The organism is Rossellomorea sp. NPDC077527 (assembly GCF_044542955.1).
Lineage (GTDB): Bacteria > Bacillota > Bacilli > Bacillales > Bacillaceae_B > Rossellomorea > Rossellomorea aquimaris_E.
Genome location: NZ_JBITVL010000006.1, coordinates 1 through 16,280, shown reverse-complemented (window position 1 = coordinate 16,280; position 16,280 = coordinate 1). Strand labels below are relative to the sequence as shown.

14 protein-coding genes and 1 other RNA gene are annotated in these 16,280 nt (G+C 43.3%); 13 read left to right on the top strand and 2 right to left on the bottom strand.

Annotated features, from left to right (window positions below; all coding sequences use genetic code 11):
• The first annotated feature begins 126 nt into the window (after nt 1-126).
• The 12 genes from ACIGG7_RS19145 (at nt 127) to ssrA (ending at nt 12,933) form a co-directional block, all read left to right on the top strand.
• Nucleotides 127-372, top strand: coding sequence for a glutaredoxin family protein (locus ACIGG7_RS19145; protein ID WP_224944805.1), 246 nt, complete (start codon nt 127-129; stop codon nt 370-372).
• Between the two features lie 149 nt (nt 373-521).
• Entirely contained in the window at nt 522-1,538 is a 1,017-nt protein-coding gene (locus tag ACIGG7_RS19140) for a sugar-binding transcriptional regulator (protein WP_397550682.1), read from the top strand.
• A 54-nt stretch (nt 1,539-1,592) separates the two neighbouring features.
• On the top strand, nt 1,593-2,600 hold the full coding sequence (gene gap, locus ACIGG7_RS19135; RefSeq protein ID WP_044338275.1) for a type I glyceraldehyde-3-phosphate dehydrogenase: 1,008 nt from the start codon (nt 1,593-1,595) through the stop codon (nt 2,598-2,600).
• A gap of 182 nt (nt 2,601-2,782) precedes the next feature.
• Nucleotides 2,783-3,967: a phosphoglycerate kinase gene (locus tag ACIGG7_RS19130; protein WP_397550681.1), complete on the top strand. Its 1,185-nt coding sequence runs from the start codon at nt 2,783-2,785 to the stop codon at nt 3,965-3,967.
• Between the two features lie 61 nt (nt 3,968-4,028).
• Entirely contained in the window at nt 4,029-4,793 is a 765-nt protein-coding gene (gene tpiA, locus ACIGG7_RS19125) for a triose-phosphate isomerase (RefSeq protein ID WP_397550680.1), read from the top strand.
• Nucleotides 4,786-6,321: a 2,3-bisphosphoglycerate-independent phosphoglycerate mutase gene (gene gpmI, locus ACIGG7_RS19120; RefSeq protein ID WP_397550679.1), complete on the top strand. Its 1,536-nt coding sequence runs from the start codon at nt 4,786-4,788 to the stop codon at nt 6,319-6,321. The genes tpiA and gpmI overlap by 8 nt, the downstream gene beginning before the upstream one ends.
• Nucleotides 6,322-6,334: 13 nt before the next feature.
• Nucleotides 6,335-7,627: a phosphopyruvate hydratase gene (eno, locus tag ACIGG7_RS19115; RefSeq protein ID WP_224944792.1), complete on the top strand. Its 1,293-nt coding sequence runs from the start codon at nt 6,335-6,337 to the stop codon at nt 7,625-7,627.
• Nucleotides 7,628-7,917: 290 nt separating this feature from the next.
• On the top strand, nt 7,918-8,145 hold the full coding sequence (secG, locus tag ACIGG7_RS19110) for a preprotein translocase subunit SecG (RefSeq protein WP_206857361.1): 228 nt from the start codon (nt 7,918-7,920) through the stop codon (nt 8,143-8,145).
• 581 nt (nt 8,146-8,726) lie between these two features.
• Complete coding sequence (locus tag ACIGG7_RS19105) at nt 8,727-9,473, top strand: alpha/beta hydrolase (RefSeq protein WP_397550678.1); 747 nt, start codon at nt 8,727-8,729, stop codon at nt 9,471-9,473.
• A 27-nt stretch (nt 9,474-9,500) separates the two neighbouring features.
• On the top strand, nt 9,501-11,843 hold the full coding sequence (gene rnr, locus ACIGG7_RS19100; RefSeq protein WP_397550677.1) for a ribonuclease R: 2,343 nt from the start codon (nt 9,501-9,503) through the stop codon (nt 11,841-11,843).
• A 121-nt stretch (nt 11,844-11,964) separates the two neighbouring features.
• Nucleotides 11,965-12,435, top strand: a complete 471-nt coding sequence (smpB, locus tag ACIGG7_RS19095) for an SsrA-binding protein SmpB (protein ID WP_173107530.1) — start codon at nt 11,965-11,967, stop codon at nt 12,433-12,435.
• Between the two features lie 157 nt (nt 12,436-12,592).
• Nucleotides 12,593-12,933, top strand: a transfer-messenger RNA (tmRNA) gene (ssrA, locus tag ACIGG7_RS19090).
• Nucleotides 12,934-13,380: 447 nt separating this feature from the next.
• On the opposite strand, the gene ACIGG7_RS19085 is transcribed toward ssrA, so the two are convergent.
• The gene (locus ACIGG7_RS19085; RefSeq protein ID WP_397550676.1) at nt 13,381-13,788 is read right to left on the bottom strand and encodes an LAGLIDADG family homing endonuclease; all 408 of its coding nucleotides are present in this window, start codon (nt 13,786-13,788) and stop codon (nt 13,381-13,383) included.
• A gap of 245 nt (nt 13,789-14,033) precedes the next feature.
• Complete coding sequence (locus ACIGG7_RS19080; protein WP_397550675.1) at nt 14,034-14,483, bottom strand: DUF305 domain-containing protein; 450 nt, start codon at nt 14,481-14,483, stop codon at nt 14,034-14,036.
• 299 nt (nt 14,484-14,782) lie between these two features.
• On the opposite strand from ACIGG7_RS19080, the gene ACIGG7_RS19075 reads away from it, so the two are divergent.
• Nucleotides 14,783-15,964: a permease gene (locus tag ACIGG7_RS19075; RefSeq protein ID WP_397550674.1), complete on the top strand. Its 1,182-nt coding sequence runs from the start codon at nt 14,783-14,785 to the stop codon at nt 15,962-15,964.
• Nucleotides 15,965-16,280 lie beyond the last annotated feature (316 nt).

Below are 16,280 nucleotides of genomic sequence, written 5' to 3'. Positions count from 1 at the left end.
ATGGGAATGGTGGATTGTACCTGGTACAAGATGCAGGTTTTGTACCTGGTACAATCAAACTTTCATGTACCAGGTACAATTACAGACGGGCCACCAAACCAAGACTAAACAAAGCGAGGCAGCAAAATGAAACAAGTCATTTTCTACACACGTGCACAATGCGGACTTTGTGAAGACGCAAAAATTACCTTAAAGCTTCTCAAGGATGAGCTGGCATTTGAAATCATAGAAATGGACATCGAGGAAAGCGATGATCTGACAGAGCGTTTCGGACTGATGATCCCGGTTGTGGAAATGGACGGGGAAATCCTTCAGTATGGGCAGATTGATTATTTTACGCTTAGCAAGCGTTTACATGAAAAAACCCGATAGTTTCTAGTTGAATTACAATTCATACCCTGATAAAATAAGTCTTGAAAGCAGGGATGAATTTTTTTTGGAGGTAGTGGGACACAATATGTCTATGTGGGACTTTTATAGTCCAACTCACTCAGATACTCCATTTGAAGGGGCTTTTAACTATGGAAACATTAATTGACATACAAAAGCGATTATTACCTGACCTGCTTGAAGTTATGCAAAAAAGGCATCAAATTCTTCGTTCCATCCGGTTCATGCAGCCTGTCGGACGCAGAAGTCTTGCCCAGAATATGGGCCTGACGGAACGTGTGCTGAGAAGCGAAGTGGAGTTCCTGAACAATCAAGATCTCATTGATATCAAAACCTCTGGCATGATCATGACGGAGGAAGGGATGCAGCTTTTAGAAAACCTTGAAAGCATGATGAGGGAGATTTCAGGAATCAACGTTATGGAACAGGAATTAAAATCGTTACTTAATCTTCATGAAATTGTAATCGTTCCGGGGAATAGTGATGAGTCACCTTGGGTAAAAGAAGAATTAGGGCGTGCAACAGCTTCTAGTATGAAACGCCGACTTAAGGGAAATACTATCATCGCTGTGACTGGAGGTTCGACGATGGCAGCCGTAGCAGAACGGCTACCCGATTTCTCTGATGATACCTTGTTTGTTCCTGCTCGAGGTGGAATCGGGGAAGATGTCAAGAATCAAGCCAACACCATATGTGCCAAGATGGCAGAGCATACGGGAACGCGTCATCGTGTTTTATATGTGCCAGATCAGGTTAGTAAAGAAGTATACAAATCCTTCTTGAAAGAACCGATGATCAAAGAAGTCTTGAACTTGATCAAATCGGCTAACATGGTTCTCCATGGAATTGGGGATGCTATCACAATGGCTGAAAGACGAAAGACCACGGAAGTAGATTTCGAGAGAATCACCGAGGGTCATGCCGTCGGGGAAGCATTTGGTTATTATTTTGACGAAGCGGGTGAAGTGGTACATAAGGTGCCAACGATCGGCCTGCAACTTGAGGATTTAAGCCACATCGAACATGTGATTGCCGTCGCCGGCGGCAGCTCGAAGGCGAAAGCGATTCGAGCGTATATGAAGAGTGCTCCGCATAAAACCGTGCTCATCACGGATGAAGGAGCGGCAAGAGAGCTTTTAAAAGGGTAAGCCCTTTTGAAATATAAAAAATCATCCTTAACTATCTAAAGGAGGAAATTATTCATGGCAACAAAAATTGGTATTAACGGATTTGGACGTATCGGACGTAATGTATTCCGTGCAGCACTTAAAAATAACGACGTAGAGGTAGTAGCGGTTAATGACTTAACTGATGCAAACATGCTTGCTCACCTTTTACAATATGATACAGTTCACGGAACTCTTCAAGAGAAAGTAACTGTTGACGGTGACTACCTTGTAGTTGGCGGCAAGAAAGTTAAAGTATTGGCTGAGCGCGATCCAGCTCAACTTGGTTGGGGAGATCTTGGTGTAGATATCGTTGTTGAATCTACTGGACGTTTCACAAAGCGTGCTGACGCTGCGAAACACATTGAAGCTGGTGCGAAGAAAGTAATCATCTCTGCTCCTGCATCTGATGAAGACATCACAGTGGTTATGGGTGTTAACGAAGACAAATACGACGCGGCTAGCCACGACGTTATCTCTAACGCATCTTGTACGACAAACTGCTTAGCGCCTTTCGCGAAAGTTCTTAACGATAAGTTCGGAATCAAGCGTGGAATGATGACAACGATCCACTCTTACACAAACGACCAACAAATCTTAGACTTACCACATAAAGATTACCGTCGTGCACGTGCAGCTGCTGAGAACATGATTCCAACAACTACAGGTGCTGCGAAAGCTGTATCTCTTGTTCTTCCTGAGCTTAAAGGGAAACTGAACGGTGGAGCGGTTCGTGTTCCAACTCCAAACGTTTCTCTAGTAGACTTAGTTGCTGAACTTGATAAGAACGTAACAGCTGAAGATGTGAATGCGGCTCTTAAAGAAGCTGCTGAAGGCGATCTTAAAGGAATCCTTGCTTACAGCGAAGAGCCTTTAGTATCAACTGACTACAACGGTAGCCCGGCTTCTTCTACAATCGATGCACTTTCTACAATGGTTCTAGAAGACAACATGGTGAAAGTAATCTCTTGGTACGATAACGAGAGCGGATACTCTAACCGTGTAGTAGACCTAGCTGGTTATATCGCTTCTAAAGGACTTTAATCGATAAAGTTTTGTAAATTGACATCATTAGCATGGTGATTGATGGATAAATTTTGTCCCACCATCTATAATGAAGATGTGATGAAGGGGAGCGGGGAAGATTCCCCTCTCCCCTTTCTTATTGTTGTTTCTATTTTTTTGAAAAAAAGAGTAGAAATTGAAATTCAAAGGAGGCCTTTACGATGAACAAAAAGTCGATCAAAGATGTCGATGTAAGAGGGAAACGCGTATTTTGCCGTGTAGACTTTAACGTACCGATGTCTGAAGGCAAGATTACAGACGAAACCCGTATTCAAGCTGCTCTTCCTACTATTAAGTATTTAGTGGATGGCGGAGCGAAGGTCATTCTCGCTAGTCACTTAGGCCGTCCTAAAGGTGAAGTGGTGGAAGAACTGCGTTTAACACCAGTTGCTGAAAGACTTTCTGAACTTCTTGGTAAAAATGTAGCCAAAGCAGATGAAGCGTATGGTGAAGCTGTTCATTCGAAGATCAGTGACATGTCTGAAGGGGATGTTCTTGTACTGGAAAACGTACGATTCTACCCTGGAGAAACAAAGAATGATCCTGAACTTGCGAAAGAATTTGCAGCGCTTGCAGACCTTTATGTGAATGATGCATTTGGTGCGGCTCACCGTGCACATGCTTCTACTGAAGGTGTGGCGAAGCACCTTCCAGCTGTAGCAGGCCTTCTGATGGAAAAGGAGCTTGATGTATTAGGAAAAGCCCTTTCAAACCCAGAACGCCCATTCACAGCCATCGTTGGTGGAGCCAAGGTAAAAGACAAAATCGGTGTCATTGACAACCTATTGGATAAAGTGGACAACCTGATCATCGGTGGAGGACTTGCTTACACGTTCGTGAAAGCCCAAGGCAATGAAGTTGGGAAATCCCTTCTTGAAGAAGACAAAATTGATTTAGCTAAGCAATTCATGAAAAAAGCGGAAGACAAAGGCGTTAAATTCCTTATGCCTGTTGATGTAGTCGTTGCTGATGACTTCTCAAATGATGCAAATACAAAGGAAGTGGACATCGATTCGATTCCTTCTGATTGGGAAGCACTTGATATCGGACCGAAGACGAGAGCTCTATTCCAAGATACGATCAAAAGCTCTAAGCTTGTGATTTGGAACGGACCGATGGGTGTATTCGAATTAGAAACATTTGCAAACGGAACGAAAGCCGTAGCGGAGGCGTTAGCCGATGCAACAGATACATATTCTGTTATCGGTGGCGGAGACTCTGCAGCAGCCGTTGAAAAATTTGGCTATGCTGATAAGATGAGTCATATTTCTACAGGTGGTGGAGCATCACTCGAGTTCATGGAAGGAAAAGAACTTCCGGGAGTCGTAGCTCTTAACGATAAGTAATCGCTTCTCAAAGACCAACATTTTTGCTGAAACGATATGAAAACCAGAAAGGATGAGTATAATGCGTAAACCGATTATTGCAGGTAACTGGAAAATGAACAAAACGCTTGGAGAAGCTAAATCCTTTACTGAAGAAGTAAAAGGACTAGTGCCGGATCAAGAAGTCGTTGATTCTGTCATTTGTTCACCAGCCCTATTCTTAGAAAGCCTAGTGAACTTAACAAAGGATTCAAAAGTGGCTGTTGGTGCTCAAAACATGCACTTTGAAGAGAACGGAGCATTCACAGGAGAAGTGAGTCCTGTAGCCCTTTCTGACCTAGGCGTTCAATATGTCATCCTTGGACACTCAGAGCGTCGTGAAATGTTCAATGAAACAGACGAGTCAGTGAACAAGAAGACTCTTGCTGCTTTCAAACACGGATTAACACCGATCGTATGTGTAGGTGAGACATTAGAGCAACGCGAAAACAACGAAACAAAAGATCTTGTTGGAAACCAAGTGAAACAAGCACTTGCAGGTCTTTCTGAAGATCAAGTGAAACAAACGGTCGTTGCTTATGAGCCAATCTGGGCAATCGGAACAGGAAAATCTTCTACAGCGGAAGATGCGAACGAAGTATGTGCCCACATCCGCCAGGTGGTTGCAGGAGAATTTTCTCAATCTGCGGCAGATGCCGTGCGCATCCAATACGGCGGCAGTGTGAAGCCTGCTAACATCAAAGAATACATGGCTCAATCAGATATCGATGGTGCCCTTGTAGGTGGAGCAAGCCTTGAACCCCAAAGCTTCCTTCAATTGTTAGAAGGTGCAAGTAACAATGAGTAAGTCACCAGTAGCGTTAATCATCCTAGATGGTTTTGCTTGCCGTAATACGAAAGAAGGGAATGCTGTTGCCCAAGCGAACAAACCGAACTTTGATCGCCTGTGGAACCAGTACCCTCACAATCAACTGACAGCAAGTGGCGAAGCGGTAGGTCTCCCTGAAGGTCAAATGGGGAATTCTGAAGTAGGTCACTTAAATATCGGTGCAGGACGTATCGTGTACCAAAGCTTAACACGCGTGAACCTGGCGATCCGTGAAGGGGAATTCGAACAGAATACCACATTCCTTGATGCCATCAATCATGCGAAGGAAAAAGGTACGAATCTTCATATCTTCGGACTGCTTTCGGATGGCGGAGTGCACAGCCATATCGAGCACCTTTATGCCCTTCTTGGTTTAGCGGCCAAGGAAGGAATGAAAGATGTCTATGTCCATGCTTTCCTTGACGGTCGAGACGTCGGCCCTCAAACGGCGAAGAAGTACATTGAAGACGCAGAAGCGAAAATGAAAGAAATCGGCGTGGGTCAATTTGCGACGATTTCAGGTCGTTACTATTCAATGGACCGCGATAAGCGTTGGGAACGGGTTGAGAAATCCTACCGTGCCATGGTATATGGTGAAGGCCCAAGCTATCAGGATCCAATCGAATTGGTGAACGATTCGTATGAAAATGGAATCTATGACGAATTCGTCATTCCATCTGTTATTACAAAAGAAAACGGAGAGCCGGTTGCGACGATCAAAGATGAAGATGCCGTCATCTTCTACAATTTCCGTCCGGACCGTGCCATCCAGATTTCCAATACATTTGCCAATGCAGATTTCCGTTCGTTCGATCGCGGGGACAAATTCCCTAAAGATCTTCACTTTGTGTGCCTGACACGATTCAGTGAAACGGTTGACGGTTTTGTAGCATTCAAACCGACAAACCTTGATAACACGCTTGGTGAAGTCCTTTCACAAAACGGATTAAAGCAATTGCGCATCGCTGAAACAGAGAAATACCCGCATGTCACGTTCTTTATGAGCGGTGGGCGTGAAGCGGAATTCCCGGGCGAAAAGCGGATCCTGATCGATTCCCCTAAAGTGGCAACGTATGACTTGAAGCCTGAAATGAGTGCTTACGAAGTGACGGATGCCTTACTTGAAGAGATTCGTGAAGACCGTCAGGATGCCATCATCCTGAACTTTGCCAACCCGGATATGGTTGGTCACTCAGGTATGCTTGAGCCGACGATCAAAGCAATCGAAACGGTGGATGAGTGTCTTGGAAAGATCATCGACCTTATCACGGAAAAAGGCGGAACCGCCATCATCACGGCAGACCACGGGAATGCCGATGAAGTGATCACGGAAGAAGGCGAACCAATGACGGCCCACACGACGAACCCAGTCCCTGTCATCGTGACAAAAGAAGGCGTGGAGCTTCGTGACGGTGGGATTCTTGGAGACCTAGCCCCGACCATGTTAGACCTATTAAATGTGAAACAACCAGACGAAATGACTGGAACATCATTAATTAAAAAATAAGGAGAGATTCTAAATGCCAATCATTACAGACGTATACGCACGCGAAGTATTAGACTCACGCGGTAACCCAACAATTGAAGTAGAAGTTTACACACAATCAGGTGCTTTCGGACGCGCGCTTGTTCCATCAGGAGCATCAACTGGTGAGTACGAAGCAGTTGAACTTCGTGACGGTGACAAAGGCCGCTACCTTGGTAAAGGGGTAGAAAAAGCAGTTGATAACGTAAACAACGAAATCGCTGAAGAAATCATCGGATACGACGTAACGGAACAAGTTGCGATCGACCAAGCGATGATCGCACTTGACGGTACAGAAAACAAAGGTAAATTAGGTGCCAACGCAATCCTTGGTGTATCCATGGCTGTTGCACGTGCAGCTGCTGACTTCTTCGGAGTGGAATTATACCAATACCTTGGCGGATTCAACGCGAAGCAGCTTCCAGTTCCAATGATGAACATCGTAAACGGTGGAGAGCACGCTGATAACAACGTAGACATCCAAGAATTCATGGTAATGCCTGTAGGAGCTCCTACGTTCAAAGAAGGTCTTCGCATGGGTGCTGAAATCTTCCACAGCCTGAAATCAGTTCTTAAATCTAAAGGCTACAACACGGCAGTAGGTGACGAAGGTGGATTCGCTCCAAACCTTAAGTCTAACGAAGAAGCACTATCAACAATCATCGAAGCCATTGAAAAAGCCGGTTACAAACCAGGTGAAGAAGTTCTTCTTGCAATGGACGTAGCAGCTTCTGAAATCTACAACAAAGAAGACGGTAAATACCATCTTTCTGGTGAAGGCGTGGTTCGTACGTCAGCTGAAATGGTTGATTGGTACGAAGAAATGTGCAACAAATACCCAATCATCTCGATCGAAGATGGTCTTGACGAAAACGACTGGGATGGTTTCAAACTTCTGACTGAGCGCATCGGTAACAAAGTTCAATTAGTAGGGGATGACTTATTCGTTACAAACACGACTAAGCTTTCTCAAGGAATCGAACAAGGTATCGGTAACTCAATCCTAATCAAAGTGAACCAAATCGGTACACTGACTGAAACATTCGACGCGATCGAAATGGCGAAACGCGCTGGTTACACAGCGGTTATCTCTCACCGTTCTGGTGAAACAGAAGACAGCACAATCGCTGACATCGCTGTAGCAACAAACGCTGGTCAAATCAAAACAGGTGCTCCATCTCGTACAGACCGCGTTGCTAAATACAACCAACTTCTTCGCATCGAAGATCAATTGGCTCACACAGCTCAATATCTTGGAGCGAAAACATTCTATAACGTTAATCGCTAATAGTGGTTGAAGAGAGGCGGCCCCGTCTTTGGACGGGGCTGTTTTTTTGGTTTGTGGAGTATTTAGGAGGGGAATGTGATCGATGTCGAGTGATCCAGCCGATTCAGCTTCAAATCCGGCCGAAACCGCCAGTAATCCAGCCAATAAACATTCAATCCCAATACCCAACATCGATAACCGTCACTCCAAATCCAACTCTTTACATAATTCAAACAATATTACCTTGTCCCCTACATCTTTCCTATGGTAAACTAAAAGTAATGTTATGTTCGTATCAGGAGGTGGGACTCATGCACACTTTTTTAGTCACTTTACTTATTATCGTATCAATTGCACTTATTGCTCTTGTATTACTTCAGTCAGGTAAAAGTGCTGGACTTTCAGGGGCCATCTCTGGTGGTGCAGAACAACTTTTCGGAAAACAAAAAGCACGTGGTATTGACTTAGTACTTCACAGAATCACAATCGTATTATCGGTACTATTCTTCGTACTAACCATTGCTATCGTAGCTATCTAATACGGACTAAAAACCTGATCATTAAGGTCAGGTTTTTTTATTTAAACAGACAGTTTTTTTGAAAATAAGCATATGGATTGGTTTATAAATCAATACACTACGTAGTGTTAATCCTTATTAACTTATGCTTATATGTTGATTGTAGCGGAAGGTGATCGACTCCTGCGGGAAAAGCGGGAAAGTTGAGACCCCACAGGGCAAAGCCCGAGGAGGCTCAACTCACGCCCCGCGGAAAGCGAGCACCTGTAGCGGAAATCAACCAGCACTCACTATTAGTTTTTATCGCTTTCGAAAAGGATTATGAATTAAGGACTTTTTCAAGCGAAATATTGGATTGTCAGACCAATGTTTGCTAAAAATAAGGGTGAAGAGTGGACTAAACGATCGTTTAACTATACGAAGAGTGTAATATCATGCTTCCGTCATTCCTAATCAAACGTTTGTTTAACAAAAATCCACAGAAAATCAGTGTACATAATAAAATCGTTTAAACAACTGTTTAATAGGATAGAGCTTGTTAAATCAAGGTTTCTCGCTCTTAATCAAACGTTTGTTTAAAATGAGATAAAGGAGTCATAAAGATGAAAACTGTATTACCAAAACCGTTTACATTCGAAGCTGGTCCGAGAGCTGTATTACTGCTTCACGGATTCACAGGGAATTCAGCAGATGTCCGGATGCTAGGACGCTACTTAGAGAAGAAGGGCTATTCGTCCCACGCTCCTCACTATAAAGGACACGGTGTTCCTCCGGAAGAATTAGTTCATACAGGCCCCGAAGATTGGTGGAAGGATGTCATGGACGGCTATGAGCATTTAAAGAGCAAAGGATACGAAGAGATAGCGGTTGCCGGCCTATCGCTCGGAGGGGTATTTTCTCTGAAATTAGGTTACACTGTACCTGTAAAGGGTATTGTCCCTATGTGTGCGCCAATGTATATAAAAAGTGAAGAAGTCATGTATCAGGGGGTAGTCGATTACGCCCGGGAATTTAAAAAGTTTGAAGGAAAACCGGAAGAACAAATTGAAAAAGAAATAGAAGAGTTCAAGCAAACGCCGATGAATACATTGAAGGCCCTGCAGGACTTGATTGCAGATGTGCGTGAAAACGTCGATATGATCTATTCGCCGACGTTTGTGGTACAGGCAAGGCATGACCATATGATCAATACGGACTCTGCGAATATCATTTATGATAACGTGGAGTCGGATGAGAAAGAAATCAAGTGGTACGAAGAGTCCGGTCATGTCATTACATTAGATAAAGAAAAAGAACAGCTTCATGAAGACGTCTATAATTTCCTAGAGAAATTAGACTGGACGGTTTGATGAATTCGATGATCAGGAGGGATTGTCATGGACGAAAACATTAAAGAGCATGTGGATAGGCTCCTTTCCTATATGAAGGAAGAAGCTTACAAACCATTGACGGTACAGGAGCTTGAAGAAGCATTCGGAATTGAAGGGTCCACGAACTTCAAGGACTTTGTCAAAGCTCTTGTCGTAATGGAAGAGAAAGGGCTTGTCGTACGTACAAGAAGCAACCGCTACGGTCTGCCTGAAAAAATGAATCTGGTAAGAGGGAAAATATCCGCTCATGCAAAAGGGTTTGCGTTTGTGATACCGGAAGAATCCGGAATGGACGATATCTTCATCCCTCCTAACGAAACGAATAACGCCATGCATGGTGATATTGTATTGGTTAGGGTTTCAACGTCATCTTCAGGTTCTAGAAGGGAAGGTACCGTCGTTCGAATCGTTGAACGCGGTGTCGACCAAATAGTTGGAACATTTACGGAAAGTAAGCATTTCGGGTTCGTTATTCCCGATGATAAGAAGTTTGCCAGTGATATCTTTATTCCGAAATCTGCTCAGATGGGAGCAACCGAAGGACATAAGGTCGTCGTGAAATTGACTTCCTATCCTGAAGGCCGTAAGAGTGCCGAGGGAGAAGTGGTTGAAATCCTCGGTCATAAAAATGATCCGGGAGTCGATATCCTTTCCATTATCCATAAACATGGAATTGATGTTGAATTCCCAGAAGAGGTCATGGAACAGGCGAATAAAGTGCCAAGTGAAATCGACGAGTCTGAAATTCCGAACAGGAAAGATCTGCGGAATCAAACCATCGTCACAATCGATGGGGCAGACGCCAAGGATCTCGATGACGCCGTGACGGTATCCAAACTGGACAACGGGAACTACAAGCTCGGAGTACATATTGCAGACGTCACATACTATGTGAAAGAAAGTTCCCCCATCGATCAGGAAGCCTTTGATAGAGGAACGTCCGTCTATCTTGTAGACCGGGTTATCCCGATGATTCCTCATCGATTGTCCAACGGGATCTGTTCCCTTAATCCTAAGGTAGATCGTTTAACGTTATCATGTGATATGGAGATTTCTCCTGAAGGGGATGTCGTGAAACACGAAATTTTCCAAAGTGTCATTAAGACAACAGAACGGATGACATATTCGGATGTAAATAAAATTCTTGTTGATAAAGATGAGGAGCTTCGCAAGAAATATGAGCCACTGGTTCCTATGTTCGAGGAGATGGAAGACCTGGCGCAGGTGCTTCGCACGAAACGGATGAAACGCGGAGCCATTGACTTTGATTTCAAAGAAGCAAAAGTCCTTGTGAATGAAGAAGGGGAACCGACGGATGTCGTCCTTCGTGAGCGCTCTGTTGCAGAGAAGTTGATTGAAGAATTCATGCTCGTGGCAAACGAAACAGTGGCTGAGCATTTCCACTGGATGGACGTCCCGTTCATTTATCGAATCCACGAAGATCCGAAAGAAGATAAGCTTCAGCGTTTCTTCGAGTTCATTACAAACTTCGGCTTGATCGTGAAAGGAACGGCCAACAGCATCCATCCTCGTGCCCTCCAGGAAATCGTAGAGGACGTACAGGGAGAGCCGGAAGAGATGGTCGTTTCGACGATGATGCTCCGTTCCATGCAGCAGGCGAAATATGATCCTGAAAGCCTGGGTCACTTTGGACTGGCGACAGAGTTCTATACGCACTTTACGTCACCGATCCGTCGTTATCCTGACTTGATCGTTCACCGATTGATCAGAACCTATTTGATTGAAGGAAAACTTGATCAGGCTACCCGCGAAAAATGGGGCGCGCAAATGGGCCATATCGCTGAGCATACATCAAGCCGCGAGCGACGAGCAGTGGATGCCGAGCGTGAAACCGATGAGCTGAAGAAAGCAGAGTATATGGAAGACAAGGTAGGAGAGGAATACGACGGAATCATCAGTTCCGTGACGAATTTCGGACTGTTCGTCGAATTGCCGAACACCATCGAAGGTCTTGTCCATGTGAGCTATATGACCGATGACTACTACCGGTTTGATGAGCGCCACCTCGCCATGATTGGTGAAAGGACTGCGAATGTATTCCGTATTGGAGACGAAATTACCGTCCGTGTCGTAAGCGTCAATAAAGATGAGCGCGCCATCGACTTTGAAATCGTCGGCATGAAAGGCAAGCGCAAGGAGCGCGATGGCAGTGTCCGCACGTTTTCGTCGGATAAAGGGAAATCAAGCCGTGGTAAATCCGATCGTTCGTCATCACGAAAAAAGGACGGGGAATGGTCAACACGTCCACCTAAAAACAATAAGAAGAAAAAGACGAATAAGAAGCACTTTGAAAATGCACCTCGTAGCAAACGCAAAAAGAAGAAATAACACGATCAGGAGCAATGGGACGCCCTTTGCTCCTTTTCTTTTCCAAGTGTATCGATACAATTTTTCTCGGAAATATGAGATAATAATGAGTAAACTATCGGAAATGACTAGGGGGATTCCAATGCCAAAGGGAGAAGGCAAGCTTATTGCCCAAAATAAAAAAGCACGCCATGACTATGCCGTAGAAGAAACATATGAGGCGGGTCTAGTGCTCCAGGGAACAGAGATCAAATCGATTCGTGGCGGCCGAGTGAATCTAAAGGATTCGTTTGCCCGTGTTCAAAACGGTGAAATTTTCATACACAATATGCATATCAGCCCGTATGAGCAGGGAAATCGATTTAATCACGAACCTCTCAGAACGCGTAAATTACTTCTTCATCGTAAGCAAATCAACAAACTGATCGGAGATTCCAAAGAAGCAGGTTATTCCATCGTTCCATTGAAGCTTTACATCAAAAACGGTGTGGCAAAGCTTCTGATCGGACTTGCCCGTGGTAAGAAGAAATATGATAAGCGTGAAGATCTGAAACGGAAAGAAGCAAACCGTTCCATCCAGCGTGAGCTTGCTCAGCGCCAAAAAGGGATGTAGCACTACAGTTTTCCGGAATATGCCATTTGCAATTATTTCAGGATTTGTTATACTAATAGATGTCGCGAGGTAATCAAGCGGCAGTAAGAACAATTGAATAAGTGACTTACACGCTTAACTTATTCTTTCCCGTTCTTCCCTTTTATCATGGGGACGTTACGGATTCGACAGGGATAGTTCGAGCTTGGGTTGCGAGCCGTAGGGGTCGTCTACGTTAAAACGCCAAAGCCAATAATAACTGGCAAAACTAACAATAACCTAGCTTTAGCTGCGTAATAGCACTTTAGCTGTTCCTCCCTCCATCGCCTATGTGGTAGGGTAAGGGACTCACTCTTAGTAGGCTACGCCGGAGTCCACCGTCTGAGGACAAAGGAAGAGACTAATCAGACTAGCTGCACGGACGCCCGTCGATAGGCAGAAGCTGTAGCGAACTTGCGAATATATCGACTACGCTCGTAGACGCTTAAGTGGCGATGTTTCTGGACGTGGGTTCGATTAGTTTATAGTCGCCTTATGTGGTAACACATAAGTGAAAATTTGGCTTTATCGGTGAAACCTAAGTCACATTCGTGTGATAAGGCAATGCCGAGCGGTATGTGGAGCAATCCAACAGCCGTGTATCGACTTATAGGCTGCCGAAGTTCGGTAGTACTAGGATGCGGAATTCTATCTGACAACAGATAAATTTATATTTCGCATAATACGCCAAAGGACCTGAAACGACAAGGTTCAAGATATAGTCAGTGCCATGTCGAAAGCATGGAAGTGCACGTCCCACCGTCTCCACCAAATACATATTTGGTGGTTTTTATTTTGTTCAATCATATAATGACCTTTGAATGGTTATCATCTTAAATTAACATAAGTGAAACCATGTTTTTGCTGTTTGACATAAACATGGTTTTTTAGTGCTATTATAGGTGGGAAATGAGTTCTTAATACATTTTATAATTTGAAAAACTCCTCTTCAAAAGTCACTTTTTGTTTTAAATTATCCGGGTTATACTTTCCGTTTCTGACCGTAACTCGATCGTAATGATCAAGAATCCAGGATACTCGTTTCTTCTTTTTTTGAACCCTAAGGAATGGGGAAACTGAATTTAATACATTTAGAACTTGATTCTTTGCCTTGATAGAAAGTGTGTATGAATTAAGGTGACGATCTGGATGATAGTTTTTCTTTTTAGTGATCTGGCCATTTGTTAGTATTTGAAGATATTCTAAAAGTTCATAATCAGTAGAGGCGATAGTAATGCAGGGGCGTCTGTGCTCTTTGTCATGCATGCGTGTCAGTGTTATAGAACCTTCTCCATCAATAATTCCTGCTAAATAAGCTGCTTCCCAATCCTTCATTATTTACAGCTCCTTTTTTTGAACTATATACAATCCTATGTACTATTCCTCTTTTTAAATAAATATTAACCCACTTGAATTTTCTTTTTGAATTATATTTAAAAATTTATGGATTATTTTATTTCTAATAGGATAATAACTATTTTGAGGTTTTTAATTTTTAGATCCCAAAGATCTTTGTATCTAAACTCTTCAATAAACAAAAGAGCCATGCTACTGCTTACAATCAGTAACATGGCTCTTTTCTATTCATCTTCAAGTTCTTCTATTAATTTCTTCATTTCCGCAATTTCTTTCTTTTGGGTTTTGATAATGCCGTCTGCTAGCTTACGTACCCTTGGGTCGGAAATTTGGGCACGTTCGCTGGTTAAGATGGCAATGGAATGATGGGGGATCATTGCTTCCATATAATCCACATCGTCCACGAGCGTCTGACTGCGTAATAAATAAAGTGAAAATAAGAAGACCACAATACTCCCTAGGATTATTCCAAGATTCATTTGGCGATTTGTGAGCATGTTTTGCATGAAGAGTAGCATGATGACAGCCATCGATGCACCCATCAACACGGCCATATAGGCCCTGGATTCACTGAAGAATATGTGATCAACCTTATAGGTGTTCCAATACGTAAACAAATACATGACGATGGTAGATGTGAGGATCATACCACCAAATTTTTTATAGGCTTTCATAAAGATTTCACTCCTTTTCAGTTATAGTTTTCCATTTTTTATCCATAGTATTTACAAAATAATGATTTTATTTTCTTAAACTATCCATTCACTCAGGGGATACGATCACCCCTACATAAAATGTCTATCAAGTTATGTAGGGATTCATAACAGACATAGAGAATAATCCTATTTTTTTATTGAATTGCATTTAATTTGCACATTTACCGGGTAATGTATGAACACTACATAAATGGAGAGGGTAATTGATTTGAGCCTATTTATGTTCGTATGAATGACTAAGTAAAGGAGATGATTTTTTGTTAGATTTAATCGGCGAATCAGCCAAGACCTCCCTGGGGTACTTTTGGAAATCAGGATGGGCCTTTGTACTGGGGTACTTGATCAGTTCCATGATCCAGGCATTTGTCCAAAAGGATAAGATGGTGAAGTATATGGGGAATGCCAGCTTGAAGTCCGTCGGGTTATCCTCGCTGTTCGGGGCGATCAGTTCATCCTGTTCCTTTGCGGCACTGGCGGCAGGGAGGAATTTATTTAAGAAGGGCGCACATTTCATCCCGACCTTGGCGTTTCTGTTTGCATCTACCAACCTGGTGATTGAATTGGGCATCCTTATCTACATCTTTCTTGGTTGGCAGTTTGTTGTGGCAGAGATGGTCGGGGGTATTGCACTGATTTTGGTTACGTGGGTTTTAGTGAAACTCACTTTCCCGGAAAAATTAGTGGAAGAAGCGAGAGAACATGTTGAGGATGGGGATGATGAAAATGAGGAGTTTGACTGGAAAAAGAAGATAAGGTCTAAAGAAGGCTGGCTCCAGGTCGGTCATGAATTCGTCATGAACTGGAAGATGGTGTGGAAGGAAATTACGATCGGTTTTACGATTGCCGGGATGATGGCAACCTTTGTATCGGAAGACACGTGGAAAAGCTTCTTTCTGGCAGATCAGCCGGACTCATTCTTAAAGGTATTGGAGAACGCACTCATAGGGCCGTTAGTGGCGATGTTGACCTTTATCGGGTCGATGGGGAATATTCCAATTTCTACGATCCTTGCCTCCAGTGGTGTGGCATTCGCTGGGATCATGGCATTCATTTATTCAGATCTAGTCGTACCTCCCATTATTGCAGTTCATAAAAAATATTACGGATTAAAAACGGCCTTATATATTGCGGGAGTCTTTTACGTATCCATTATTCTAACAGCGCTTGGCATGCACTACGGCTTTACAGCCATGGGACTTCTTCCTGAAGATGCCAAGCAGGTCATGAACGAAGATCCGTTTAAGATTGATTATACGTTCTGGTTGAATATCGTCTTTGTGGTGGTGGCAGGTGTGTCCATCTACTTAAATAAATTATTCAAAGAATCCGATGCCCACTCACATATGATGATGATGGAGGGAGATTCAAAGTTCAAGACGATTGTGACGTATATATGCATGCTCTATTTACTAGTAGGAACCATCATATTCATTTTTTAATAGGACATTAATCCACAAAAAAGCTGGAACAAAAGTGTTTTAGCCGATGCAAAATCCGAACGATGATTCATAAATTTGTGATGATAAACGAATGCGTTCGGATTTTTTTTTTTTTTCAAAAAACACCAAAAGGGTAATATGCAGGTTCTAACTGTTTATTGGAGTGCAAGATGAAGACTCCTGCGGGAAAAGCGGAATAGGTGAGACCCCGCAGGAGCGGTATGAGCTGCACCCCTATTGTTGGACACACCAACCAACAATAGGAGGTGCCCGCACCAATGGCCAAGTTTACACAGGAACATAAACTTTACGTTGC

Bases quoted from the DNA above. Each gene is read 5' to 3' on its own strand.
- ACIGG7_RS19145 (WP_224944805.1), top strand. From the start codon at position 127: ATGAAACAAGTCATTTTCTACACACGTGCACAATGCGGACTTTGTGAA.
- ACIGG7_RS19140 (WP_397550682.1), top strand. From the start codon at position 522: ATGGAAACATTAATTGACATACAAAAGCGATTATTACCTGACCTGCTT.
- gap (WP_044338275.1), top strand. From the start codon at position 1,593: ATGGCAACAAAAATTGGTATTAACGGATTTGGACGTATCGGACGTAAT.
- ACIGG7_RS19130 (WP_397550681.1), top strand. From the start codon at position 2,783: ATGAACAAAAAGTCGATCAAAGATGTCGATGTAAGAGGGAAACGCGTA.
- tpiA (WP_397550680.1), top strand. From the start codon at position 4,029: ATGCGTAAACCGATTATTGCAGGTAACTGGAAAATGAACAAAACGCTT.
- gpmI (WP_397550679.1), top strand. From the start codon at position 4,786: ATGAGTAAGTCACCAGTAGCGTTAATCATCCTAGATGGTTTTGCTTGC.
- eno (WP_224944792.1), top strand. From the start codon at position 6,335: ATGCCAATCATTACAGACGTATACGCACGCGAAGTATTAGACTCACGC.
- secG (WP_206857361.1), top strand. From the start codon at position 7,918: ATGCACACTTTTTTAGTCACTTTACTTATTATCGTATCAATTGCACTT.
- ACIGG7_RS19105 (WP_397550678.1), top strand. From the start codon at position 8,727: ATGAAAACTGTATTACCAAAACCGTTTACATTCGAAGCTGGTCCGAGA.
- rnr (WP_397550677.1), top strand. From the start codon at position 9,501: ATGGACGAAAACATTAAAGAGCATGTGGATAGGCTCCTTTCCTATATG.
- smpB (WP_173107530.1), top strand. From the start codon at position 11,965: ATGCCAAAGGGAGAAGGCAAGCTTATTGCCCAAAATAAAAAAGCACGC.
- ACIGG7_RS19085 (WP_397550676.1), bottom strand. From the start codon at position 13,788: ATGAAGGATTGGGAAGCAGCTTATTTAGCAGGAATTATTGATGGAGAA.
- ACIGG7_RS19080 (WP_397550675.1), bottom strand. From the start codon at position 14,483: ATGAAAGCCTATAAAAAATTTGGTGGTATGATCCTCACATCTACCATC.